This window comes from Arthrobacter sp. UYEF21 (genome assembly GCF_040546085.1).
Taxonomy (GTDB): Bacteria; Actinomycetota; Actinomycetes; order Actinomycetales; family Micrococcaceae; genus Arthrobacter.
The window spans coordinates 134,830-159,172 of sequence record NZ_JBEPNF010000001.1; the positions used below are offsets into that span (position 1 = coordinate 134,830).

General features: G+C 60.6%; 18 protein-coding genes. 9 read left to right on the plus strand and 9 right to left on the minus strand.

Features of this window, described 5'->3' with window-relative positions; genetic code table 11:
* Window positions 1–3: 3 nt before the first annotated feature.
* A complete protein-coding gene (locus tag ABIB27_RS00600) occupies window positions 4–1,473 on the plus strand; it encodes a sensor histidine kinase (RefSeq protein ID WP_354213946.1) in 1,470 nt (489 codons plus the stop codon).
* Window positions 1,474–1,637: 164 nt separating this feature from the next.
* Here the strand turns inward: ABIB27_RS00600 and ABIB27_RS00605 are convergent, their stop codons facing one another.
* Window positions 1,638–1,886, minus strand: a complete 249-nt coding sequence (locus ABIB27_RS00605) for a WhiB family transcriptional regulator (RefSeq protein WP_015937605.1) — start codon at window positions 1,884–1,886, stop codon at window positions 1,638–1,640.
* A gap of 231 nt (window positions 1,887–2,117) precedes the next feature.
* On the opposite strand from ABIB27_RS00605, the gene ABIB27_RS00610 reads away from it, so the two are divergent.
* The gene (locus tag ABIB27_RS00610; protein WP_502909078.1) at window positions 2,118–2,651 is read left to right on the plus strand and encodes a hypothetical protein; all 534 of its coding nucleotides are present in this window, start codon (window positions 2,118–2,120) and stop codon (window positions 2,649–2,651) included.
* Window positions 2,652–2,663: 12 nt separating this feature from the next.
* Here ABIB27_RS00610 and ABIB27_RS00615 read toward each other — a convergent pair whose 3' ends face one another.
* Entirely contained in the window at window positions 2,664–6,761 is a 4,098-nt protein-coding gene (locus tag ABIB27_RS00615) for an FtsK/SpoIIIE domain-containing protein (RefSeq protein WP_354213947.1), read from the minus strand.
* A 363-nt stretch (window positions 6,762–7,124) separates the two neighbouring features.
* On the opposite strand from ABIB27_RS00615, the gene glf reads away from it, so the two are divergent.
* The 4 genes from glf to ABIB27_RS00635 are packed head-to-tail and all read left to right on the plus strand — an operon-like array spanning window position 7,125 to window position 11,923.
* On the plus strand, window positions 7,125–8,312 hold the full coding sequence (gene glf, locus ABIB27_RS00620) for a UDP-galactopyranose mutase (protein WP_354213948.1): 1,188 nt from the start codon (window positions 7,125–7,127) through the stop codon (window positions 8,310–8,312).
* Window positions 8,309–10,300, plus strand: a complete 1,992-nt coding sequence (locus ABIB27_RS00625; protein WP_354253338.1) for a glycosyltransferase — start codon at window positions 8,309–8,311, stop codon at window positions 10,298–10,300. The genes glf and ABIB27_RS00625 overlap by 4 nt, the downstream gene beginning before the upstream one ends.
* Window positions 10,301–11,170, plus strand: a complete 870-nt coding sequence (locus tag ABIB27_RS00630) for an ABC transporter permease (protein ID WP_354213950.1) — start codon at window positions 10,301–10,303, stop codon at window positions 11,168–11,170.
* Window positions 11,171–11,923: an ABC transporter ATP-binding protein gene (locus ABIB27_RS00635; RefSeq protein WP_354213951.1), complete on the plus strand. Its 753-nt coding sequence runs from the start codon at window positions 11,171–11,173 to the stop codon at window positions 11,921–11,923.
* 345 nt (window positions 11,924–12,268) lie between these two features.
* On the opposite strand, the gene ABIB27_RS00640 is transcribed toward ABIB27_RS00635, so the two are convergent.
* From ABIB27_RS00640 to ABIB27_RS00650, 3 genes are all read right to left on the minus strand, one after another.
* On the minus strand, window positions 12,269–13,645 hold the full coding sequence (locus ABIB27_RS00640; RefSeq protein ID WP_354213952.1) for a hypothetical protein: 1,377 nt from the start codon (window positions 13,643–13,645) through the stop codon (window positions 12,269–12,271).
* 329 nt (window positions 13,646–13,974) lie between these two features.
* The gene (locus ABIB27_RS00645) at window positions 13,975–15,681 is read right to left on the minus strand and encodes a DUF2142 domain-containing protein (RefSeq protein ID WP_354213953.1); all 1,707 of its coding nucleotides are present in this window, start codon (window positions 15,679–15,681) and stop codon (window positions 13,975–13,977) included.
* Complete coding sequence (locus ABIB27_RS00650) at window positions 15,678–16,703, minus strand: substrate-binding domain-containing protein (protein WP_354214403.1); 1,026 nt, start codon at window positions 16,701–16,703, stop codon at window positions 15,678–15,680. Before ABIB27_RS00650 ends, ABIB27_RS00645 begins: the two co-directional genes overlap by 4 nt.
* A gap of 278 nt (window positions 16,704–16,981) precedes the next feature.
* On the opposite strand from ABIB27_RS00650, the gene ABIB27_RS00655 reads away from it, so the two are divergent.
* On the plus strand, window positions 16,982–18,946 hold the full coding sequence (locus ABIB27_RS00655) for a DUF6541 family protein (protein ID WP_354253491.1): 1,965 nt from the start codon (window positions 16,982–16,984) through the stop codon (window positions 18,944–18,946).
* 97 nt (window positions 18,947–19,043) lie between these two features.
* Window positions 19,044–20,288 carry a polysaccharide biosynthesis protein gene (locus ABIB27_RS00660; protein ID WP_354213955.1) on the plus strand — a complete coding sequence of 415 codons (1,245 nt, stop codon included), beginning with the start codon at window positions 19,044–19,046 and terminating at the stop codon, window positions 20,286–20,288.
* Window positions 20,289–20,299: 11 nt separating this feature from the next.
* Here ABIB27_RS00660 and ABIB27_RS00665 read toward each other — a convergent pair whose 3' ends face one another.
* A complete protein-coding gene (locus ABIB27_RS00665) occupies window positions 20,300–21,220 on the minus strand; it encodes a glycosyltransferase (RefSeq protein ID WP_354213957.1) in 921 nt (306 codons plus the stop codon).
* Between the two features lie 72 nt (window positions 21,221–21,292).
* Window positions 21,293–22,039, minus strand: coding sequence for a glycosyltransferase (locus ABIB27_RS00670; RefSeq protein ID WP_354213959.1), 747 nt, complete (start codon window positions 22,037–22,039; stop codon window positions 21,293–21,295).
* Window positions 22,040–22,261: 222 nt separating this feature from the next.
* Here ABIB27_RS00670 and ABIB27_RS00675 point away from each other — a divergent pair, with 222 nt between their 5' ends.
* Entirely contained in the window at window positions 22,262–23,143 is an 882-nt protein-coding gene (locus tag ABIB27_RS00675) for a glycosyltransferase family 2 protein (protein ID WP_354213960.1), read from the plus strand.
* 67 nt (window positions 23,144–23,210) lie between these two features.
* Here the strand turns inward: ABIB27_RS00675 and ABIB27_RS00680 are convergent, their stop codons facing one another.
* Window positions 23,211–23,600, minus strand: a complete 390-nt coding sequence (locus ABIB27_RS00680) for a DUF2304 domain-containing protein (protein ID WP_354213961.1) — start codon at window positions 23,598–23,600, stop codon at window positions 23,211–23,213.
* Between the two features lie 9 nt (window positions 23,601–23,609).
* A complete protein-coding gene (locus tag ABIB27_RS00685; RefSeq protein WP_354213962.1) occupies window positions 23,610–24,341 on the minus strand; it encodes a glycosyltransferase family 2 protein in 732 nt (243 codons plus the stop codon).
* Window positions 24,342–24,343 lie beyond the last annotated feature (2 nt).

The following is a 24,343-nucleotide window of genomic DNA, read 5'->3' on the forward strand; positions in this document are numbered from 1 at the left end:
GCAGTGGCAATCTTTACGGACCCCATCAGGGAACACGCTGATTTTGGGCCGGGCGATGCCGAATGGCTGCACCTCCTGGTGGGTGACTGGCAGATGGTTGCGGACCTGGCGTTCGCTGACCTGGCTTTGTGGTTCCCGCATCCGGATCACGGGTATGTTGCGTTGGCCCACGTCAGGCCGTCAACGACGCACACCGTCTTCCACAGCGACTTTGTGGGTGACCCCATCCGGGCCGACCTGCAGCCGCTGGTGGATAAGGCCTGGGCAAGCCGGTCCATCGAACGGTCCAGCGAGACCAACTGGAATTCGGACATGGCGTTGCGGGTGGAGGCTGTGCCGATGGTCCGCAACGGCCGGACCCTGGCTGTGGTGACCACCCACATGGACCTGTCCAGTTCCCGGATGCCGTCCCGGCTGGAGCTGACGTACCGGCAGTGTGCCTACGACCTTCTTCGGATGGGAACACTTGGGCTGTGGCCTGACTTTGCGTCCCCCACCGGCTCGCGCCGTGGTGCACCGCGGGTGGGGGATGGGCTGATCAGGCTCGATGCGGAGGGGATTGTGCAGTACGCCAGCCCCAACGGGGTGTCGGCTATCCGGCGGCTCGGCGACGGCGAGTCGCTGGAAGGCCGGTCGTTGGCCGAAGTGACTGCTGGGCTGCTGAAGGACCGGCGCTTGGTGGACGAGACGCTGCCGCTGGTGGTCACCGGACGGATGCCGTGGCGCAGTGAGATTGAATCCCGCGGCGTGAGCCTGTCCCTGCGGGCCATTCCGCTGCGGGATGAACAGCAGCGCTTTGGCGCGCTGGTGCTGTGCCGGGACGTTTCGGAACTGCGGCGCCGGGAGATGGAACTCGTCACCAAGGATGCCACCATCCGCGAGATCCACCACCGGGTGAAGAACAACCTGCAGACCGTGGCTGCCTTGCTGCGGATGCAGTCCCGGCGGATGGTCAGCGACGAGGCCAAGCAGGGCCTGGAGCAGGCGATGCGGCGGGTGGCCACCATCGCCCTGGTGCACGAGACGCTGTCCCAGGGCCTGGCGCAGAGCGTTGACTTTGACGAACTGATTGGCCGCCAATTCAGGCTGTCCGCTGAGGTGGCGTCGCCCTCGCAGCAGGTCAAGACCGAGCGGTCGGGGCTGTTCGGGGAACTGCCCAGCGACTTCGCCACCCCGCTGGCACTGGTCATCAACGAGTTGGTGACCAACGCCGTCGAGCATGGCCTGGCGGGACGCGCGGGAACTGTCTGGCTCATCGCCGACCGCTCCGAGGAGGAAGACGGCGAGGAACTGCTGACGGTCACGATCGCCGACGACGGTGTGGGGCTGCCGGACACGCCGCACGTGGAGGGTCTTGGGCTGCAGATTGTGCGGACTCTGGTCACCAGTGAGCTGGGTGGTACCATCCAGTGGCATCCCCGTGACGGTGGCGGGACGGCTGTCCAGATCCGCCTCAGCCTGGCTGTTCGGTAAGGATTTAGCTTAAACGGCGATGGCCGCGACCCGGAAGGGGTCGCGGCCATCGTTTTGTGCCAAGCGTTTTGTGCCCAGCGTTTTGTGCAAGCCGCTGGGTGCGCCGACGGGCTCTGAGCTGGTGTGCTCTGAGCCGGCCGGCTCTCAGCCGGTGGGCTCCGAAATCAGGAAGCGCGGCGGGCCCTGGCGGCCCGGCGCTTGAGGGCGCGGCGCTCGTCTTCGCTCATCCCGCCCCAGACGCCGGCGTCCTGGCCGGACTCGAGGGCCCACTGAAGGCAGGTGTCAACAACTGGGCAGCGGCGGCAGACGCTCTTGGCTTCCTCGATCTGGAGGAGGGCAGGCCCGGTATTTCCAACGGGGAAAAATAGTTCCGGGTCCTTTTCAAGGCACGCTGCGCGGTTACGCCAATCCATGCTGATCAGTTGCTCCAATTCTGGGAAATGCCATTTGTGAAATTATTCACGATTGGCTACAAAAGAAAGGGGCCCTTCGGGGCCCCATCGGTCATCTTCATCAAGATTGTCATGTTAAGGCTGTGTAAACAAGGGGTAATACAGCTTGAAATCCCCGGATTCCTGAGCGATACATCACATCCGTTTAGCCGACCCCCACCACTGTCAGACTATGTCCGGTAGGGTGCCAGTGTGTCAAGAGCCCCCCAAAACCCGTCAGATCCGCTGCCCGAGCCTGCCCCAGAAACCCCGGGGTCCCCGGCGGGCGATGGTGGTGGTGCAAGTGATGGCAGCGGCGCCCACGCGGGTCCCGGGCCGGACCCGGCCACAGGGCGCCCGCGGGGCATTCTGGTGATCGCGCTGATTGTGGCGGCGGAGGCCACAGCCCTCCTGGTGGCCGCGGCCTGGTATGCCTTCGAACTTGTGACGGGCGCCCCTGTACTTTCTCTTTGGGGAGCCGTTTTCACCCTTGGCCTGCTGCTTGCGTTCTCTGCCTGGCTGTATTCGGTGGGGCTCTTCCTCTTCCGGGGACGCCGGTGGACGCGGGCGGCAGCGCTGGTAGCGCAGCTGTTCGTCCTGACCATTGGGTTTCCAACCCTCACCGCCGGAGTGTTGCTGGCAGGCCTGGCCATGATCCTGCCGGCACTGACAGCCATAGTGCTCCTCTTCCACAAGCGCGTCATCAGCTACGCCTCCCAGAGCGGCGGATTGCCCCCGGCCCTGTAGCCCCCTGCTCCATCAGGCGGCCAGCCGTCTGACCGGCGCGTCAGGAGGCACCCAGCCCAGCTGGACGGCCGTGGCGCGACCGTTCTGGATCAGCACGCTCCGGCCGGGTGGAGGATTCGGTTCCGTCTCGAACCGCACCCCAAAGAGATCGCCATCCAGGAATGTCCGGGGCGCGATCAGTACGCCGGTGCCCTGGTTTCGTGCCTGGAGCGCCAACGGCACCCGCTGGGAGAGTATCGGGCTGTAGCCGGCCGTCATCACCACTCTGAATCCGAGGGCATTGAGGTCGGCCAGGTGGCGGTTCACATCGGGTGTCAACAGATCTGCGTCGTCCACCAAGGCCACAGATCCTCGGCCCAGGCTGCCTGTGGCTGCCTGTCCCAGGACTCCCGACCAATAGGCCGCGGAATCGGTGGCAGTTTCCGGCCGGAGCCAAGGTCCTGAACCGGGGTTGACCTGCGGCAGAAGGCGTAAAAACGAGGACTTTCCCGACGACGGTCCGCCCAAGACCGCAAGGACACCGCCCGCCTGGAGTCGGATGGATACAGATTCGAGTTCGTCACCGCCCACGCCTATCCGGAAGAGACCTGGCATCTGTCCGGCCGTGGCTGGTATTCCATCCGGGAAAAGGGAGCCGGGGCCAGTGCCATCCAGGATGGGAGTCGCAGCCCCATCCAGGATTTGGGCCGCCCTGACCATGACCGGCAGCGGCTCGACGCGGAACGGCCGGTTCGCGGGGAACCTTTGCTGCGCCCGGCCATTCGCCATCCCCTCTGCTTCTGGGCTGGCCGTGTAGAACTGGCAAACTGCCGTTGTGCCGGCGGACAGCGCGCCCATGGCGACGGCCCGACCGAGGACCGGTGCAGTCGAAGGAAGTTTGGGCCAGGCAATCCGGCTCTCTTCGCTTGAACCGGAGGGAAAATACACGCGGTTGGGAACGGCGGCGAAGAACCGGGCGGTGACAAGCTCCCGCTGGCCGGAGATGATCACCGTGATACCGGACCTGCCGCCATCACGGATCAGATCGTGGACCAGGTCCTCGGCCCAGGCCAGCGGTCCGGCGCGAAAGGCCGAGGCCCAGGACCCCCAGCCGGCGATCACCAGCGCGAGGGGCGTGGCACCGGCGGCGGGACTGGCCAGTCGGCGCGACTGCTCCTGTGCGAGGCGCTCCAGGATACGGACGGCGCGTCGAAGCTCGTGCAGCCCGGCCCGGGCACCCACCCGGCCGTGAGAGGCCAACCCCGCGAATGAGCTGTCCGGGTCCAGGACGTACAAATGCGATTCGCGCGGATGGGATGCGAGGCCGCGGACTGCCAGCCGGACCGCCTCAGCTATGCCCGATTCCGGTCCGCCAACAAGGCCCAGATGCCCGTGCCCGGCAGGTTCCCAGATGAGTGGAGCCGTTCTCTGTTCCGCCGGCAGGTCCATGAGTCCGAGCCTGATGATCCGGCGGTTACCCTCCCGTGCCAGATCGCCGGCCGACTTCACGGTCTGGTTTCCAATCACGTCACCGGTGGCTGTGCTGGGACTGACCAGTAGCCCAACCGCAGGCTCAGGCAGAACGCAGGGGAGCGGGGCAGCGACCGGTTTCCTGGCGGGTGGGCCAGTCATGGCAGACCACAACGCGGACATGGAAGCCACCAACGGCGCGGTTGCCTGGGCCGGTGTGGGCTCAACGTCCGCAAATTCGGATTTACCCGACGTGGGTGGGGTGTCGATGTACTCCGATGCCAGGCGCACCGAGAGGCTGGGCGGTTCGGAGGTAAGAGCACCGGCAGTCAGCGAACCGGCCTGAAACTCAACTGGTGCTTCAGTGCCGCGCGCCAGATAGGCCCGCCCGGGGGTGTCCACGCTGATTCCGGCGGCGGCCTTCGAATTGATAATGTCCACGGACTCCATCTCCGATTGGACACGCAACGCGATGCTTGTAGTCACGTTGGCACGGATGTCAGCCGTCAGAGCGCCCTGCGGCCGTTGCGTGGCCATGATGAGGTGTATCCCCAGCGAACGGCCGATCGCGGCGATCCTCATGAGTTCGCGGAGCGCTTCCGGAGCGTCCTCCACGAGCATTCGGAATTCGTCGATGACAATCACGAGGTGGGGGAGCTGTGCCGCGAGGCCCGCCTGGGTGGTCCGGTAAGAAGCAAGATCGGGTGCCTGCACGGCGGCCAGGGCCTCTTCACGGAATCTGATTTCGGCGCGGAGGGATTGCAGGTACCTTTCCAGCTCGTGGCTGCTCAGATCGGTGAGCATGCCTACAGAGTGCGGGAGCCCCGTCAGAGGCCCCAGGCCGGAGCCGCCCTTAAAGTCCACAAAAAGAAAATTGATTTGGTCCGGCGGGTAGCTGAGCGCCAGGGCAACCGTCAGGCTGCGAAGGAGTTCAGACTTCCCCGAGCCCGTAGTGCCGGCAACCAGCAGATGGGGGCCGTCGGATTGGAGATCCAGCATCCGGGCACCCTGCGGACCCAGACCGACGGGTACGGCAAGTCCGGGCCGCACGCTGTGTGCCGACCACCGCTGTGCTGTTTCCGGGGTGGAGGCCGGGAGAAGATCCGTAAGCCGGCAGGAGAGCGGGGTGCTTCCGCCGGCATCGCCGGTCTTGGGCGCGTCCTTAGCCAGACGGCGACAAAAACTGTCGAAGACGGCGACGGGCGCCAGATCCGGCGCGAACCGGATGCTTTCCGCTCCTGCGGTGAACACAGAACTGCGTTCACCAAGCTCAATGTCTGCTCTGATCGGGGCTTCGCTGTCGCAGGGGAAGTGGATGACCTGCCACGCATGTTCGCGCGCCTTTTCGATGATCGCCGCTGTGTTCTGGTTGCCGTCCAGGAGAATCAGCACGCCGTGGTCACTTGCGGGCGCGAAGCCGCGCTTCAGCAGCGCCTGAACGGTGCCGGGATGGCTGGAGAGGGTAACTCCTTCCAGAAGACGGGCCGCGAGGGGCAACTGGTCCGTTTTTCCGTGGAGCACCACGCGGGTATCCCGGCCAAGCGGGTAGCCGGCCAGTTGCATCAGGAATGAACGCACCAGTCCCAGGACGGCGTCTCGCGGCCCGCGGATCGTGGTGACCGGCTGTGCGGGATCGAGGGTGAGCGGAAGCAGATCGGCGGATGGAACCGCTCGGCCCGGATCGGGCGGCTCGAATCGGAGGTTCGCTGGTTGAGTGCTTTGGCCCAGCCGCAGCCAGATGCCCTTGCCTGCGGCGCGGGAAGTCCGCTCCCTCCGAGTTGCACCCCCCAAAGTAAGGGCTGACAGCGGCGGGGCGGACCGCCGTCGTCGTTCCTGGTCTTTGGCGACAGCAGCCCTGACAGCCGCGGCCAGGTCGCGGCGCTGCCGGCGCCCGCCGATCACGGGCACCAGGATGGAGATCGCGGAGACGGCGGTGAAGGCGAGGAACATCCACATTCCCGTGGTGATCGCTAGGCCCACGCCGATGATCACCGGCAGGACAGCCGTCAGCAGGAGCGCCGCCCGGTTCATAGGTTCGTCGCGCCGGCTGACGACGATCGGTTCGTGGACATCCGTTCCTGCCTGGTCCAATTGGTTGCCGTGCTCCAGGAAGACCAGTGACATGGTCGATTTGCCGCACCGGATCGTGGAACTGGTCGACACGACGGCGTTCCTCCGGCGCTCGCCGTCCACTTCGACGCCGTTGGCGCTGTCCAGGTCAACGATTGTAATGGCCGTCTCGGTGACAACCAGGCGCGCGTGGGCACGCGAAAGATCGGCGTCGGGGATGACGATCTCGGCATCGCTGCGGCCAATGGTGTAGGTGCCCCGGCGCAGGGGAACCACCAGGCCAGCGCCGGAGCCGCTGTGCACTGCAAGCGCCAGCGAGGCAGGCGGTTCCGCAGTGCGCTGCCTCGATCTGCGGGCACTCAGTTCCGCCCCGTCGACCAGAACGGCGCCGTTGACCAGCGGCGGTTGCCCGAGCGTGAGTGAACTCATATCTTGCCCGTCGACTGTCACTTTGCCGGTGCCGAACCTGGCGGCCAGCACTGCCTGCAAGCCGGCGCCGGCGGCCCCGTCCGGACCCTCCATGGTCAGCTCCGCCGGCGGGTCCTGCAGGGCTGCGCCCGGACTCCGAACGAGCGTGCAGTGCAGCAGCATGATTGACATTCCTCACGGTTGAGTTGTTTCCAAGCTAGCCATCAGGCGCCGGGGTGTCGTGGCGTGCGTCGCCGTATGTGGATAAGGGCGTGGGGCTTCACCGGCAAAATACTGTCCGCGTGAATTGGCCTGTGTGCATTGCCCCAGTGACCAGCGGCTCCTGGGCCACGGTCGCCGCATACGGGCAGCCGCGACGAGGAGTACGACGGCGGGCGCCGCGAGGAGGGGGATTAGCGGAGGTTGAGCGCCGGCTTGCGTGGACGGTCACCCACCGGATTAGTAGGTCACGACGGGGTCTCGGGTAGGCTGGTTCCGCAGACAATGCGCACCATTGGGCTGCCCGCTTTCGAACCAGGAGATTTTGTGACCGCTGACCTCGTCATCGTAGGGTCTGGCTTTTTCGGCCTGACAATCGCAGAACAGGCCGCCACCGAGCTCGGCTTGAAGGTGGTTGTCCTTGACCGCCGGCACCACATCGGTGGAAACGCCTACAGCGAGAAGGAAGAGCAGACCGGGATCGAAGTGCACCGCTACGGCGCACACCTGTTCCACACCTCCAACGAGCGTGTGTGGGAATATGTGAACCGCTTCACCACGTTCACGAACTACGTCCACAAGGTCTACGGCGTGCACAAGGGTGAGGTTTACTCCCTGCCCATCAACTTGGCCACGATCAACCAGTTCTTCCGTGCGAACCTGACGCCGGGCCAGGCGCAGGAGCTGATCCAGGAGCAGGCGGGCGAGCTCGCTGGAACCGATCCGCAGAACTTGAACGATAAGGGCATCCAGCTGATTGGCCGTCCGCTCTACGAGGCGTTCATCAAGCACTACACGGGCAAGCAGTGGCAGACCGATCCCAAGGACCTGCCCGCAGGCATCATCTCCCGCCTCCCCGTGCGCTACAACTACGACAACCGGTACTTCAACGATAAGTACGAGGGCCTGCCGACCAACGGGTACACGGCGTGGATCGAAAAGATGGCGGAACACCCGAACATCGAGGTGCGGCTGAACACGGACTTCTTCGATGAGTCGCACGAGTACAGCAAAAATAAAGTTGTTGGCAACATCCCCGTGATCTACACGGGCCCGGTTGACCGTTACTTCGACTTCGCCGAAGGCGACCTTTCGTGGCGGACCATCGATTTCGAAGAAGAAATTCTCGACGTCGGAGACTTCCAGGGAACGTCCGTGGTCAACTACAACGACGCCGATGTGGCCTACACGCGCATTATTGAACCGCGCCACTTCCACCCGGAGCGCGAGTACCAGACCGAAAAGACCGTCGTCATGCGCGAATTCTCGCGTGCCGCAGAAAAGGGCGACGAACCGTACTATCCGATCAACACTGCCGCGGACCGGGAGCGGTTGCTCAAGTACCGTGACCTGGCTGCTGCCGAGAAGGACGTCCTGTTTGGAGGCCGCCTCGGCACGTACAAGTACCTTGACATGCACATGGCCATTGGCTCGGCCCTGACCATGTTTGACAACCAGATTCGGCCGCATTTCGAGGGCGGAGCTAAGCTTGAAAGCGGAGGCGTGGAGGCATGACAGTGACTGAAGATACGTCGGCCTGGCGCGTTCTTCAGAGGGTAGTCCTGCCGTCCCCTGACCAGACGGATACGGTCTCGCTTTATGCTGACGCCGGAAGTGCCAACGGAATCAGGCTTCGTGAGAACGACGAGCTTGCCCGGACGCCGAAGCAACCCGAAGAAAAGCTTCAGATGTTCAGCTCCGGCGGGCGCGAAGCCCACTTTGCGGACCTCCTGGGCCGGCACTCGATGCGCGTGCGCTCAGGCGAGCAGGTTTCTTTCGGAACGTACTTCAATGCGTTCCCGGCCAGTTACTGGCGCCGCTGGACATCCGTACGGGACATCCGCCTCGTCGTGAAGACGAGCGGCTCGGGGAATATTTCCGTCTACAAATCCAATGCGCGGGGTTCCGTCCAGCGCGTGGACGGCAAGCACGTCGAAGGCTCCGCGGTTTCCGAATTCGAGTTGTCGCTCAAGCCGTTTGGCGACGGCGGGTGGTACTGGTTCGATCTGGCCGGCAGTTCAGGCGAACTGGTCCTTGACCACGCGGAGTGGGAAGGTTTGAGCCAGGTTTCCGGCCCAGGCCAGGTCACGCTCCAAATCACGACCATGAACAAGCCGGAATTCTGCCTCAACAACGCACGGATTCTGTCCGAGAACCTTGACGTCCTCAAGGATGTCAAGGAAATACTCATCGTTGACCAAGGGACCAACCAGGTTGAGGACCAGGACGGCTTTGCCGGCATCGATTCCGCCCTGGGGGGAAAGCTCCGGGTCATCAACCAGGCCAACCTCGGCGGATCCGGTGGATTTGCCCGCGGGATGTACGAGTCCGTGGAAAATGGCAGCGATTACGTGCTGCTTCTGGACGATGACATCGTCATTGAGCCGGAGAGCATCCTCCGCCTGCTGACCTTCGCCGACCACTGCCGCAAGCCGTCAATCATTGGCGGCCACATGTTCGACCTCTACAACCGTAGCGTGCTTCACACGTTTGGCGAAGTGGTCAACCCTCATCGCATCGTTCCCGCCCAGCCGCACGCTGACATGGATGTCCGGCATGACTTCAGCATTGCCAACCTCCGCCAAACGGCGTGGCTGCACCGAAGGGTCGACGTCGACTACAACGGTTGGTGGATGTGCCTGATTCCCACGAAGGTCATTCGCGAAATTGGGCTGTCCCTGCCGCTGTTCATCAAATGGGACGACGCCGAGTACGGTCTGCGGGCACGTGAAGCGGGCTACTCAACCGTGTCGCTTCCGGGGGCTGCGGTATGGCATGTGTCATGGACCGACAAAGACGATCTCGTCGGCTGGCAGGCATATTTCCACGCCCGTAACCGGATGATCACCACGCTCATCCACAGCCCTTATAAGAAGGGCGGCCGGGTCCTGCGGGAGTCCGTCCAGGACGACGTCAAGCACCTTGTATCGATGCAATACTTCACGGAGCACGGTCGAATCGAGGCACTGAAAGACGTACTCAAAGGTCCGGATGTCCTCCACGCCTCCCTCGGCTCGAAACTGCCGGAAATCAATGCTCTGAAGGCCAGTTACTCGGATGCCCAGCTCCGGGAGAACGTCGACGACTTCCCCACACCGAAAATCGGACGCGGTCCCATCGGCGGTGCGCCCATCGGTATGCCAAGCAAGAAAGAACTGGTTCCATGGGGTATCAGGACTGTCGCAAAGCAGCTGGTAACAACTCCCGGTGCTGAAAGCCTGGAACGCCCCCAGGGCTTCCTCGCCCACCGTGATAACCGCTGGTTCAGGCTGGCCCACTATGACAGCGTTGTTGTCTCCAATGCCGAAGGAACAGGCGCTTCCTGGTACCGCCGTGACCCCAAAAAGCTCAAGGCCATGCTGACTGAGGCCACTGGACTGCACATGCGGATATTCCGGGAATGGGAGCGCCTGGCCGAGCAGTATCGGGAAGCTCTCCCTGAGTTGACGTCCCTGGAGGCCTGGAAGCGGACCTTTGACGCCAACCCGGGCGCGGGCAAGTAGATGGCCGCTACAACGGACGTCTTGGTCAAGCCCGGGGAAGGCCGCGGACTCCTTGACGTTTACGGGCACCGGTTCCTGCTGAAGCTGTTGGTCCGCAAAGAAATTAAGGTTCGCTACCGCGGCTCTGTCCTGGGACTGATGTGGTCCTATGTCAAGCCGCTGATGCAGTTCCTGATCTATTTCATTGCCCTCGGTATTTTCCTCAACCTTGAACGCGGCACGCCCAACTATGCCATCTACTTGTTTTCCGGCATAGTCCTGGTGAACTTCTTCACTGAGTCACTGGCAAATGCAACCCGGTCAATTGTGGATAACCGCGACCTCATCAGGAAGATTTATCTTCCGAGGGAATTGTTTCCTGCGGCCACCGTGTGGGTTTCCGCGGCGCACTTCCTTCCGCAACTCCTCGTGCTCATTGGTGCGTGCCTCTTCGTGGGATGGACGCCTTCGATCCTTCAGATTGTGGCAGTCGTTCTTGTGTTCGCCATGGTGGCGCTGTTGGCGACCGGGCTCGGTCTGATGTTCGGGGCAGTCAACGTTTACTTTCGGGATTCCGAAAACATCGTGGACATGATCGTCATGGTGGTTACCTGGGCTTCGCCGGTACTTTACGTCTGGTCGATGGTGGAGCGGGTCATGGGCCCGTGGTATTGGCTTTACCAGCTGAACCCCATGACTACCGCTGTGGAAATTTTTCACTGGACTTTTTGGCAGCCCACGCTGAAGGCTGACCAGATCGGACTCGCTGACATGCCGCCGGGCCTGCTGACTTTTTGGCTTCCGGTGTCACTGTTGGTCACCGTGGTGATCCTTTTCCTGGGCCAGTTCATTTTCCGCCGTCTGGCCGTACATTTCGCACAGGAGCTCTAGATGTCCAGCCACGGAAGCGTTGCAATCAGCTGCATTGGGTTGCGCAAACAGTTCGTCCTTCGTCACACGCGGTCCTTGAAGGAAGCGCTCGTATGGTTAGTCAAAGGGCGCAAAGGCGACCTGTCGAAGAAGTTTCTCGCCCTGAAGGATGTTTCCCTCGAAGTTAAACAGGGCGAGACGGTTGCGCTGCTGGGCCTTAACGGTTCCGGGAAGTCGACCCTGCTTAAACTGATTTCGGGAGTCCTCCAGCCGGACGGCGGGACGGTCCGCACTCGTGGTCGTGTGGCTGGCCTGATCGAAGTCGGTGCGGGGTTCCACCACGATCTCAGCGGGCGGGACAACGTCTACCTCAATGGTGCCATTCTGGGCATGACTGAGAAACAGATCGATGAAATGTTCGATTCCATCGTGGAGTTCTCCGAAATCGGAGAATTCATCGATACCGAAGTCAAGTTTTACTCTTCCGGAATGTACCTACGTCTTGCGTTCTCCATCGCGGTTCACACCGACCCGGAAGTCTTCCTTATCGACGAAATTCTGGCCGTCGGCGATGAGCCGTTCCAGCGCAAGTGCATCGCGAAAATCAAGGAGCTGGCCGCTAATGGCAAGACCTTGTTTGTCGTGAGCCACGATTTGGACCTCGTCGCTACCGTCTGCGAGCGGGGTGTTCTCTTGGAACACGGAGAGATCATCATGGACGGCGCAGTGCACGATGTTGTATCGGAGCTCCGGGCCCGAACCGCTTCGGCCTGAGTGTTCGTCCCCCGACCATTTGTTTCGCCGCAGCTGCGTAGCTGCCGCCGGCCGAGGGCCGATGACACGGCTGCTGAGCGAGCCTGGAAGCCTTACGGGAGTCGTGCGGGTTGATAACTGAGGTGGCACGTTGGTTATCAACCAGGTTGGCTCATTCACGGCTTGATCATGGCAGTTTGAGTGGGGACCCGGTCAGAGTGATTGATTGGCACGCTCACGCCGGATGGCCACGAGCCTTCGCACATACCAGGGCCAGGTAGTACGGAATGTGCGCCGATATTTTCGATGCACCGCATGCTTATCGAAGGATATCGGTCTGCCGCATCGATTCGAGGCCTCGCGTTGTTAGCGGGTCAAAATGACCTCACATGGCAGGACCGCGTACCAGAGCGTGGGCGAGATCGGAATTGCGGCTTCGCGCGGCTCACTATTTTCCGTGCAGTCGGTGCGGGCCAGCGTCAGGAACTCTTTCCACTCAGGCCCTCCGGCCCGCGAGGGCAGAGATGGGAAATAGTTCACTGATAAGAAGACTAGGAGCACAGCGGGTGCCAGGAAGGCCCGGGACGTCTCCTTGCATCCTGTGGTGCCTGCGCGCTCGGTGGCCACAGCCCAGGCAGCCGGAACCAGGACGAGCAGAAACATCGAGGGAGCAGCGGCGTACCGCAAGAATGTGAACCTTCCGAGCCAATCCTGCTCCGTGAAGTTAGCAAAGTCTATCTCCGGAGTGGTGTTGAGCACGACGGCTGCGGTCCAGCAAATTGCTGCAGCACAGAATGATGACGCGGCTACGACTTTCCATTTGAGGCTCCCGAATGCCAGTACGTAAATAAGAAGGCACACAATGACGGCGACGGGAATGAGAACAGAGTAGGCGCCGAAGTTTACGATGCCGGAGGCGACACTGCGCTTGTCTGTCTCCCACAGCGAGGTCATGGACTGCAGCCCGAAGCCATAAAAGACTGACAGCGGCTCTATCGAATCCACAGGTGGCAGGGAAGAATAGCGGGGCTTGCTCGCCGTGGCGACAAGTTGGCAAGCGAGGCCTGCGAACATTCCCATTGCGGCTGCGTAGTTCTTGGCTCGAAAGCATTGCCAGAGGGCGAGGGGCAGAAAGATCGCAGAAATGATTTCGGTGGTTGCGGAGCCCAAGGCAACGACGAAGAGAATAACTTTGGCTCCCCACCGGGAAGGCCGGTAGATAAGCAGCCATGGAACCAGCCACAAGACATACCAATGCAAATTGGCAGCATTGCCAAGAACTTCGAGGGGCCCAACAGGAACGAAAACCGGAATCATGGCAAACATGAGGCGAATCGGGCGGCTGGCAACCAGGGCAGCGGACAGCTGGAATACCGCGAGCGATATGCAGGCAACGACAGCACAACTCAAAAATGACATCAGGACGGCATACGACTCTAGGGGCGCGATCGTGTATGCGATCCCGGATATGAGGCGAGGAATTGTGTGGAGGTACCCCGCATAAGGTTCCACGATGCTGGCAACCGGACCAATGGTCACTGTTTCCCTGAGAAAAACAGCGCCGTCCTCCGCCCAAATTGTCCCGCGGGCGTCTTCTGGCAACCGCCACCACGCGATGTAGCTGAGGGCCACTGCGGCGCCGGTCCAACCAAGTGCAGCGAATGTCCGCGTTTTATTGAAGCCCCGCCATGCACCCGAGGGATGGGCAGCTCCGCTGGTGTCGAGGGTTTTACTTTTAGTCATCGAGACAACAGCTTATAGTCCTTTGCAGCAGCTGCGGGACTAACGCAATACAGCTGGACGGGTCTCCCTCGCGTCGCCGTCGACCCACTGGGACGTCGGTCACGTACGTGCCCGCTTGAGGCCGTGCGGCAGCACAGAGGTTGTGGTCGGGCAAGGCCCACTCCTAATGGTTCGCAAATCAGGGTTACGACGTTGCGTGGCGGCTGCGCGACGACGAACCTATGATCGAGCCCCGATTACGCCGCCGGGACGGTTGAGCAGGCAACTGACGGCCACGCGGATCTTAGGATGAACGTTGCCTTCGTTCTCCCCAAACGTGGAGTCGAGACCTACGTCCGTGATCGGGAATGAGCTTCGGCGATGGTGGACCGTAGGTTGACGGATTCAGTTGTCGTTTTCGGTTCGCCGGAGAGTACGGGGAAGGGGCGCGTGAAGAGGAGTGCGCCTGGGAACACAAATTTGAACAGGAAATGTCCAGCCAGTGCCATCAGTACTACGTAGGCAGCAATCAGAACCAGCCACCCCAAGGGGGGCTGCCACTCCGGCTTGGTAATCATGATTTGCCAGTTAGCCAGTTCCCGAATGCCTACTACGTATCGCCGCAATATGTAGGCGAAAGCAAGGCCGTGGACAGCTATTGCAGCCACCACCACGATGCGGCCGATTGTCTGGGCCCCCTCTGACTGGCTGATCCGCAAATGCCTGCACGCTATTCCTGCCGAGATCAGCAGAACCAGGAACAGGGGCAGGTTGTAGCGGCCTTGCCAGATGAATCCCATGGAAGTTACGACTTGGGCCTGGAGGGCGGCGGGTATGACAAGGAGCAGTACCAAGGCGAGCCAATAACCAGCGGTTCGCCGGAGCGGACGGACAGCAACCGGGAGCAGGAGTGCAACCACAAAGAGGAAGCTCCAGAACATCTGCACGGCATCCGGCAGGCGGCTATCGAGCCACCCCATAACCCCAACATACTGGGGAAAGAAGCCAAAGAAGCGGTCCAGCATCGTGACAAACCCTTGGTCCGCACGAACTCCCGGCATCGGATTGATGATTCCGATGGGGGCAACGCCGGCGGATGCTGGGGCGTTGAGCATCAGCAGTATCCACACAATGCCGAGAATCACACCCGGCACAGTGGCCGCGACGGCTGTCAGGACAAGCTTGTTCCGAAAAGCCGCGAAAATGGACCGTCGCTGATAAAACGAGAGCCCTACCATGAGGGCGCACAGCAGCCAGATCAAGGACACCTGTCGCGTATTCGCCAGTATCGTCGAGGCTGCTACGACCGTTACAACGGCCGGGATGACTGCTTCGGGTCTATGCGCGTTATCGAGCAGCACGATGAAACCGCAGAACGCAGCCATTGTAGCTGCAACCTCTAAAGAGTTCGGATTAATTCCGGATCCAAGGAACAGGACCATAGGAGTCATGCTGACGCTGGCCAGCAGGATCGGAATTTGTGGACGCAAAAATCTTGAAAGCGCTGTGAAGCCGGCAGCAAGAAAAGCTGCGGTGAGAATCGAGCTGACTATACGCATGGCATAAAGTGCGGGCGCACCAGTGAGCCAAAGGCTCGGAAGTCCAACGATCCAGTAATACATCGGATTATAAGTACCCGCCGTGGTGACGCCAATCGTCTCGTAGTTGTCGTCGGCTGGGATAACCGGTGCACACCCGGCTGAAGTGTCCGGACGGTATTTGTAGCACCTCTGGGCATCAAGATTGGCTATATAGGCAGGAACCTTTACATGGATGCCATGCCCAAATGACATCCCCTCCTGAACAGTTATTTGATTCCTGACTACGGCGGCGGCCTTGATAGTGTGCGCAGGCTCATCCGGAAATGCCATCAAGGGTGTGGCCAATGCCCACAGGGAAATTACGAGCGAGAAGAGAGCAAAGAGCTTCAGGAACAGGCTCCTGCCTTTACGCTGACTTGACTTGGCTTCACTCCCGGCTAGCGTTCCATCCCGGTGCAGGCCAGGCGTCCTACTCATGGTGCTGGTGTTGTCTGACGTGCGCTCAAGTCCGCTCACTCCGTTCCCTCCGCGATTTCGGTAACCAATTCCTTGGCCTGCTCCGAGGTTTTCCTGTTTGGAGGCAACGCGCTTGCGAAGATATTCGCATTGCGTTGGCCTGTTTCGCTGAATATAGCCTGTCCCCAGGAACTGGCCAGCTTCGCCGTCTCCTCCTCGGCGTACTCCCGGCACAACACCACGTATTCCATCACGGCCAAGGCATAGCCGGCCTGGCCGTCCAGCTGCTGCTCCAAGGCGCCAGGGGCAACCTGGTTGGTCTCGCCTGCTTCAATGGCCGCAAGAACGGAGTCTGGTGAGAACGACTGGTACGAGCCGTCAAACTGTAGCGCCACCGTCGAAAACCGGGAGCCGATGATCCCACGGTCCAGGACCGCCAGGCCCCCAACCGTTGTGTCGAGCTCCAAAGGTTTGGTTTTGTCCTGTACGTCGACAACGTCGGGCCACCGCGAAGATACGCCGGGGGACCACGCACTGCTTGCTTCCCGCGACAGATAGGCCGTGACGGCTTCCGTTACGTCTTCGTCCTTGTCCGAAAGCAAGGGTTTGATCTCCAGATCGGGGAGGCTGGTGTCCGGGTTCTCTCGAACGATTTGCGGGTCATTCCACTTGGTGACCTTCTTGAGGAAGATGTTGGCCAGAATGCCAGCGGTGAGCCTAACGCTTCGAACTCCAGGCAGGTTGTACGCCACTCCCACCGGAAGCACGGCCGCAGGGAGGACCAAAGGTCCTGCCTGGCCACACACCGGCTGACTCGTCGGGGGCAACTCCACGGAGCCCGGCATGGTTGTCGTGGCGAAGTGCGCCTGTTCCCTCGCTAGCGCGTCCACACCCACCTTTCCTCCGTCTGGGGAGAAAGCTATGTTCACAGCCGGGTTCGGTCCCCGCCAAGCCTCCTGCCACGCTGCCACCAGGCCGCTCATGGAGCCGTTTCCGACGCCAACCAGGCTACCCCTTAGCTGGCCATCGCTTGCTCCCGGTGCAGGTGCCGCACAGGCTGACGTGGCCAAAACAACAGACATTGCGACGACACCGAACCGACCGTACGGGAAAGAGGTTCTGGGTTTCGCAATGTTCTTGTCTCGATATTTCACGTGCTTAGCCTACGCGGCAAGGCTCGTCCAGCGTTATTTCAGGGCCGTGTTCAGGCCAGCCCGGCAACTTGGCACAGCCGGCCCGAGGGCGCTGCGACATGGGCCGTCAAGTATAGTCGGCTGAGGCTAAGGTGCCCCGCCTGCATGGGACGGTTGCGACGCCCAGGCTGCAATCGCGGTCAAGAGTAAGGTTTTTTATGTCCTGGATGTCGGAAGCGACGGCGTTCTGTGCTGCGTTGACCATCTTGTTTGCGCCTGGCGCGGTTGTCGGATGGACTGTGGGGCTGCGGGGTTTGCCCTTGTACGCGTCTGCCCCCGCTCTGTCGGTTTCGCTGGTAGCCTCCGCCGCAGTACTCTCGCCGTATGCAGGTTTAGAATGGTCTGTCTGGTCGGTGGTAGCAGCAACCATCCTGACAGGGGTTCTGTTCTTGTTGGCACAGAAGAGCCGGTGGTGGACGCTTAAAAAGGTTGCCGCTGAGTACTGCCTGACGCAGAGTGTCGCAGTCTGCGGAGCCCTGGCTATCGCTGGGGTTTTGGTGGCGGGCCGAATGATTGCTGCGATTTCGGACCCAGCTGCAATTTCACAAACGTTTGACAACGTTTTCCACATGAACGCCGTTCAATTTATTCAGGACCAGGGTTCCGGTTCATCTTTGACCGTGGGCGAAATGACTGGCGGGGCCTTTTATCCGGCAGCGTGGCACGATCTGGTCTCGATACTCGTAGAAGTCAGCGGAGCCAGTATTCCAGTTGGGGCAAATGTCCTGAACGTCTGCATTGGTGCCCTTGTCTGGCCGACAGGCTGTGTCTACTTGGCGCAAACAGTTGTGGGTCGGAGGCCGGAAGCCGTCGTCTCTGCGGGAGTGATTTCGGCGGCCTTCGGAGCCTATCCGTTACTGATGGTCGACTTCGGCGTACTCTATCCGAACTTTTTGGCGCTCAGTGTTCTGCCCGTCCTCCTGGCGCTTGCCATTCGAACGTTGAAGCTCGGATGCGATGAGACGGCGACGCCGGGACTGGCCGGAATAGCGTTTCTTGGTGCGCTGCCTGGGCTGGCTCTGGCCCACCCCAGTGGCCTGATGACCCTGATACCCCTCTTGGCGCCGGCCGGGGTCATTTGGTGGTGGCAGTGGAACAGCCGGAATGCCTCACATGCATTCTTCTGGAGCAGCCGCCTCTCTCGGATCCTGATGCTCGCTGCAGCAGGCGCGGTTTGCTTTGCGCTGTGGAAGTTGGTTAGGCCGCCGGAGGCAGCAGCAACCTGGCCGCCCGTGCTGTCGGCGCCCGCTGCCATCTGGAACATCGTTTCAAGTTCCGGCATCGCCCGCCCGGAGTCGTGGGTGGTGATGGTGTGTACGCTGCTTGGGCTGGTGTTCGCAGTCATCACAAAACGTTACTGGCTACTTGGTGCCTACCTCGCACTTACGGTCCTCTTCTTTATGGCAGTAGCCGGCCAGCCGGGACGAATCAGGACTTTCCTTGTAGGGGTTTGGTACAACGATCCGCAGCGCCTCGCTGCTGCGCTCCCTGTGGTAATTCTGCCGGTTGCCGTCCTCGGGGCAGTTGGCAGCTGGGATTTCTTCAGCCGCCGGTTCGCGAAGGTCCGCACGACTGCGGAAAGCTCAGCGGGAGCAAAGCTCTCCGGGCAAACTGGCGTCACCGCCACTGCGGTAATAACTGTCCTGTTGTTGGTGTGGGGGACACAGCAGCAGAACCTTGCCGCCGCCGAAGCCTCGGCGAGGCACAATTATGCACTGACCGGCGATTCAGCACTCCTGGATACTGCAGAGATGGGGCTTCTGAACAGAATCCGGGACGAGGTGCCGAAGGGTTCCGTCATTGTAGGCAACCCGTGGAACGGCAGTTCGCTCGTCTACGCGATTGCCCAACGGCGTACCCTTCAGCCGCACGTTCTTGGTGCCGTATCGGATGATGCGCGGGAGGTCTTTTCCAACCTCAACAAAGCCGGCGTTAGCCCGGCTGTGTGTTCATCAGTACATCGTCTGAACGCCGATTACGTTCTGGATTTTGGTAATCGCGAGGTCAACAACGGCGAAGGCCGGACGATTGACTACGATGGTCTGTCTAATTTGAAAGCCAATGGAGTGGCCGACGTCGTGGACTCTCAGGGCTCCGCTACCCTTTACCGGATTACGGCATGTGGCGAGTAGTCCGTACATGGCCGGATGCCGATGAGCTGGAAGGCGATGTAATCGAAACCTTAACAAGTGACGCTGGTCGATCACTGAACGACGGGCTGGGGCTGCTGTGAAGACTGTGCTGTTCAGGCTGCTGGGCTTTACGGGATTGCCACTTCTCTCTCTGGTGACGCCCTTCTTGTTGCTCCCTGTCCTTTCGCGCCTCGTTGGTGACGCCGGGTGGTCCAGCCTGCTGGCGGGCCAGGCCATCGGCACATTCGGCGCGACCGTTATTGCATGGGGTTGGAACATGCTGGGGCCGGTTCAGATCGCAAAGAATCAGTCGCCCGGTTTCCGTGCCGAGCTGTATCGGGAGAGCATGAGAACCCGGCTGCTTCTAAGCCTGGTGGTGCTGCCCGTTGTATCGCTGCTTTCCGCGGTGCTTGCTGTCCCCGAGTTGCGGTTGGAGGCAGTTGCGATGTCATGGACCACAGCTCTTGGCGGCCTGTCCGTGGCCTGGTATTGCATTGGGCTTGGGAAACCGTCCCTGTTGGCCAAGTTCGACACGATTCCCCGCGTTATCGCGAGCCTGGTCGCTATTCCTGTGGTTTTGGCGACAGGGGCCATTTGGCTATACGGGCTGCTTTTTCTTCTCGCCGTTGCGGTCAGCCTGGTGCTGTTTCAACGGTGGGTGGTACCGGCAGGCCGGTCAACATTTACTCATTGGGCGCAAACTCCTGCAACCCTACGATCACAGATGGCCTCTGCGGGAATCAGCGCGTCCGGAAACACCTACGCTGCAACGCCGCTTCCTATTGCCCAGGGGTTTGTGGACGCAGCACCAGCAGGGCAGTTCGGGTCCGCTGACACCATCTATCGGTTTGGGCTGTTTTCGGTGATGGCGTTGGGCAACACATTCCAAGGCTGGGTCCTGGAGCACAGAGAAGCCCCCGAAGGCGGCCGGCACGTACTGGCCATCTGGTCGCACGTAGCCTTGGGCGTGGTAGGCGGTGGACTCTTGGCTTTGCTGGGGCCAACAGCAACAGAGATACTCTTTGGCTCACCCGTCAAAGCCACACAGCTGACATGCCTGTTTTACGGCTTGGCATTCTTCTTCATTTCAGCTGCATCACCCTTCTCCCGTAACCTGCTGATTCCGTTCGGGGGCGAAAAACTGATTTTGGCATGGACGGCTGTTTCGGCGGTACTGGGTTTGGCGACCATGATTGCCGCCGGCATGTCCAACTGGGCGGACGGAATTGCCTTGGGTATGGCTTGCAGTGAGGCCGTCCTGTTTGCGGGGCTGATCCTGCCGGCGCTCCGGCGACTCCGTAATCTTGATGACCACCGGGCCCCGGTCTCCACAGAGTCTTAGGCCCGTCAGTGCTACTTGAGCCGCTCCGCTAAGCGCGGATCGATCTTGCCCATCCGGTTTGCGGCCGCATCCCGGAGGCCGTAGAGGAAGGCCAGCAGGTGGAGCTTCCGGTTCGGACCGTAAACGAACCGAACGATGTGGCTTTGGAGTTCCATGTAGAGCCGGCGCAGGATCCATTTTGGCTGGCTGATGGCGTACCGGCGGACCAGAACCAGCGAATTTCGCGTGATGTAGTAGACCCGGAATGGTGAGTGGTAGTGCACACTCAGCTTCTTCTTGCCGATGCGGGCGTGCCAGCCCAGGATCTTTAAAGGCCTGGCGTCACCTAAGGAGTGAGCAAGATTGCTGCCCGCACTGGCTAGCGCCCGGAAACCCGCACCACGGAGGCGGGCATTGAACTCCGAATCGACGCAGTCAATGAAGAAATCCTCTTCGAGATACCCAACCTGGTCGAGCACGGACGTTTTGATGAGCGTCCCGGACTGCATGGGATCAAAGACTTCAGGTTCGACCGGGCCGCCAAGCAGCGGCAGCCTGATGTTGTTGTGAAACTGTGCGGCCACGAGGCCGACTGTGGCTGGATCACTTGATGATCTGGCGACCTCCAAGGCGGCTTCAACGTAGTTACCAGTAAACGTGGAATCCTGGTCCATGGTGATCAGCCATTCAGGCTCCCACAATTCACGTGCACGCTTCATGCCTGCGTTGAGGGCTGCAGCGATTCCCGAGTTCTCCGGCATCCGCAGAATAATGGCGCCGGAAGCCTCCACGTCGGTAAGTACCGCGGACACGTCACCGGGGGAGCCGTCGTCGACCACTACCACGTGCTGGAGATACTGCTTCAGGGAAGCCACGTTTGCCACGAGTTCTTCGGTGGGGCGGTAGGCGGAAACTACTGCCGCCACATCCAGCATGTTGGGAGTCGGGTGCAATTTGGACGCCATCCTATTCGGTGCTTTCGGGGCACGTGGGTGCCTCCCGGCGTGCCGTATATTGTCTTGTTGCTAGCTGACGAAACGTCTGCGTACCGCGATGAAGAGGTTCCTGAAAAAATCCAACCGCGCTGCCAAAATTTTCCCTGCACTTCTGATCCCTTGTGGTGTCAGGTTCTCGCCATGCAGGCGATGCAGGATGGTGTCTTCTTCCAGATACTGAATAGCACGATTAATTATTCCGACCATTGCTATCCACTGGTCATGTGATTCCCGCATGTGGGCAGGGAATGGCAGTATTTTGTGCGACAATTCCTGCCGAAAGGCCATCGCGCAGCCCCAATGCAGCCGGTATCCCACAATGATCCCGGTGAGGTTACGCAAAGTGTGTGTGGAATCTTTTTCCCGAAGGCGGAGCCGATGAAACCGTCCCATTGGCCCGTCAAAATGTCGGCAATTGCTGACAACCATTTTCTTTCCGTCAAGGCTGGCGATCATTCGCTCCGCACGGCCGGGAAGCCAGATGTCGTCCTGGTCAGACAGGAAAACGTACTCGCCGCGGGCCTCGGAAAGGGCCCTCTCAAAAGTACGTACGTATCCAGTGTTTACGGCTGCAGCGATCAGCCGGATGCGGGGATCACCGATTCGTTCGATCACGGACTTTGTACTGTCAGTGGAACAGTCATCCACGATAATTAATTCATCCGTTGGCGCTAATTCCGAGAGAATTGATTCGACCTGCTCAAGGATATGCTTCTCACCGTTGTATGCGGCCATGCAGACACTGACACGTGGGATGACTGTCGGTACCGAGTCCATTAAGGCGGAACACCGCTTTCAGAGTGTACCCGCTCAGTTATTTCCAGCGGGGCTTGATCAAACGCACACAAGTCTACCAAAGGGGCGCCAAGGCCAAGGTGGCGGCTCCTCTGGCCTATGATTGGTAGGACGATGATCGCGTCCTGGGCCGCCCTCTAAGGCCACCGGGAGCGGGCCGTGCTTCTTAGACGCCGGCTAAATCCACCGAAAGGAATCCAGTCCATGGCCATTGACGTAATGCTGCCCTACTACGGCGACGTAGACCAGATGAAATTGGCGGCCCAGAGCGTCATGAACCAGCAGAACCAGGACTGGCGCCTGATCGTAATCGATGACGGGTATCCGGATCCGGAGCCGGAGCGCTGGTTCTCAACCATCACTGATCCGCGCGTAACGTATATGAAAAATGAGCAGAACCTGGGTGCCAACGGCAATTACCGGAAAGCTCTGACTCTCGTTGAAGCCCCGCATATGGTCATCATGGGCGCCGACGACATCATGTTGCCAAACTATCTGGACATCGTGGCGGCCGCTTTCGCCGCCTATCCGAATGCGGACGTCGTGCAGCCCGGAGTTCAGGTTATCGACGAGAAGGGAATTGCGTGCACTCCGCTCGTAGACGCCGTTAAAAAGGTCTACGCACCGAAGACAAAAGCACGCATGGAACTCAGCGGCGAGGCCATGGCCACGAGCCTTGTCCGCGCGGACTGGGCATACTTTCCCTCCCTCGCTTGGGATACTGCAACAGTTACCCGCATTGGCTTCACTGAGGGTCTTGACGTAGTCCAGGACTTGGCGCTCCTCCTTGATGTTGCCGCTGAGGGCGGATCAATGATCATCGATCCGACGCTGTCGTTCCTGTACCGCCGCCACTCGGCGTCGGACTCTTCAGTCCGGGCACTAGACGGGCGCCGCTTCGATGAGGAGAAGAGATTCTTCGACCTGCAGGCGACGAGGTTCCGCGCCCTTGGCTGGAAGAGAGCTTCCCTTGCCGCTGCTTTCCACACGACGTCCCGTCTCAACGCCGGCTCACTGATGCTCAAGGCGATTAGCCACGGAAAGTTCGATTCACTGCCGCGCTTGGCTCAGCACGTTATCCGGTAGGCAGAACCACAAGAAGGCGGCCACCCCAAGGGGTGGCCGCTTTCGCTGTGCGTAAAAAGTCCTGAACTCAGGGTGTTGTGGGTCCATCGGTGCCCGTCGGAACAGCGGTGAGGGTAGGCCGCCCTTTCATGTTTTCCACTTCCGACCTCAGGATGGCCACTTCCTCAGCCAGTATCCGGACTTCGTCCTCGGCCTGCGACTGTTCCTGCGAGAGGTGAAGGCAGACGCCAACCAAAAGCACAAGGGTCATGATGAAGAGCAGGTTGGCTGGCACTTGGATGCCCAGCAGCGTGCTGGCGAGCTCCAACAGCCGGGGGAATGCGGCGAGCAAGAGAGTCCCCAGACCGATGATGATCCACAGAACTGCGTATTTTTCGCGTAGCTTCTGGCGCCTAAGCATTTCAAAAACGAAAAATAGGATCGCCACGACGACGACAATTCCCATAAGAAACGACATGTCAGATTCCTAGTTGGACGAAGGGTCGGATTTCTTGCGCGTCAACGCGAAGATCAACGCCAACCCGGAGCGGCCAAGGTAAAGGGCAGCCTTGATGGGGTCATGGCTGGGCTCACCGCCCTGACGTTCGCGCATGGACACCCCGACCTGGTGCACGGTGCAGCCAGACCTGATGGCAACAACCAGCGAATCAATGGTGTCTCCCAAGTATTCCGCGGGGTAGTGATCAACGTACTGTCGAATTGCCTTGGCATTGGCTGCCCTAAACCCGGAAGTGACGTCGGTCAGGCGGGTGCCGGCTATTCGCGAGATGGTCCATGCCAAGACGTTCATAGCCCACTTCCGGGGCCCTTTTACGGAATAGTCGCCTTTGTCGGCGAAGCGTGCGCCGATGGCAATGTCAGCGTTCTTGAGCCCGTCGAGTACGGCCTTAATGTCGCGTGGATCATGCTGCCCATCAGCATCAACCTGAATTACCTGGGTGTAACCACGGTATTTGGCGTATTTGAATCCGGTCCGCATGGCACCGCCCACACCCATGTTAAACGGCAATTGCAGAACCGTGGCCCCGGCGGCTTTCGCTACGGCCGCCGTGTTGTCACGGGACCCGTCGTCGACGACCAGCACGTCACAGGGCGGCCCATATTCGAAGACTTCCTGGATAGTGCTTCCGATGGCCTCCGACTCGTTCCAAGCAGGCATGATGACGAGAGTCTCGTGCTGGCGTGCCTGAGCCGCCATAC

Bases quoted from the DNA above. Each gene is read 5' to 3' on its own strand.
- ABIB27_RS00605 (WP_015937605.1), bottom strand. From the start codon at position 1,886: ATGGATTGGCGTAACCGCGCAGCGTGCCTTGAAAAGGACCCGGAACTA.
- ABIB27_RS00615 (WP_354213947.1), bottom strand. From the start codon at position 6,761: ATGCTGCTGCACTGCACGCTCGTTCGGAGTCCGGGCGCAGCCCTGCAG.
- ABIB27_RS00625 (WP_354253338.1), top strand. From the start codon at position 8,309: ATGACAGTGACTGAAGATACGTCGGCCTGGCGCGTTCTTCAGAGGGTA.
- ABIB27_RS00630 (WP_354213950.1), top strand. From the start codon at position 10,301: ATGGCCGCTACAACGGACGTCTTGGTCAAGCCCGGGGAAGGCCGCGGA.
- ABIB27_RS00635 (WP_354213951.1), top strand. From the start codon at position 11,171: ATGTCCAGCCACGGAAGCGTTGCAATCAGCTGCATTGGGTTGCGCAAA.
- ABIB27_RS00640 (WP_354213952.1), bottom strand. From the start codon at position 13,645: ATGACTAAAAGTAAAACCCTCGACACCAGCGGAGCTGCCCATCCCTCG.
- ABIB27_RS00650 (WP_354214403.1), bottom strand. From the start codon at position 16,703: ATGTCTGTTGTTTTGGCCACGTCAGCCTGTGCGGCACCTGCACCGGGA.
- ABIB27_RS00655 (WP_354253491.1), top strand. From the start codon at position 16,982: ATGTCGGAAGCGACGGCGTTCTGTGCTGCGTTGACCATCTTGTTTGCG.
- ABIB27_RS00670 (WP_354213959.1), bottom strand. From the start codon at position 22,039: ATGGACTCGGTACCGACAGTCATCCCACGTGTCAGTGTCTGCATGGCC.
- ABIB27_RS00675 (WP_354213960.1), top strand. From the start codon at position 22,262: ATGGCCATTGACGTAATGCTGCCCTACTACGGCGACGTAGACCAGATG.
- ABIB27_RS00680 (WP_354213961.1), bottom strand. From the start codon at position 23,600: ATGTCGTTTCTTATGGGAATTGTCGTCGTCGTGGCGATCCTATTTTTC.
- ABIB27_RS00685 (WP_354213962.1), bottom strand. From the start codon at position 24,341: ATGGCGGCTCAGGCACGCCAGCACGAGACTCTCGTCATCATGCCTGCT.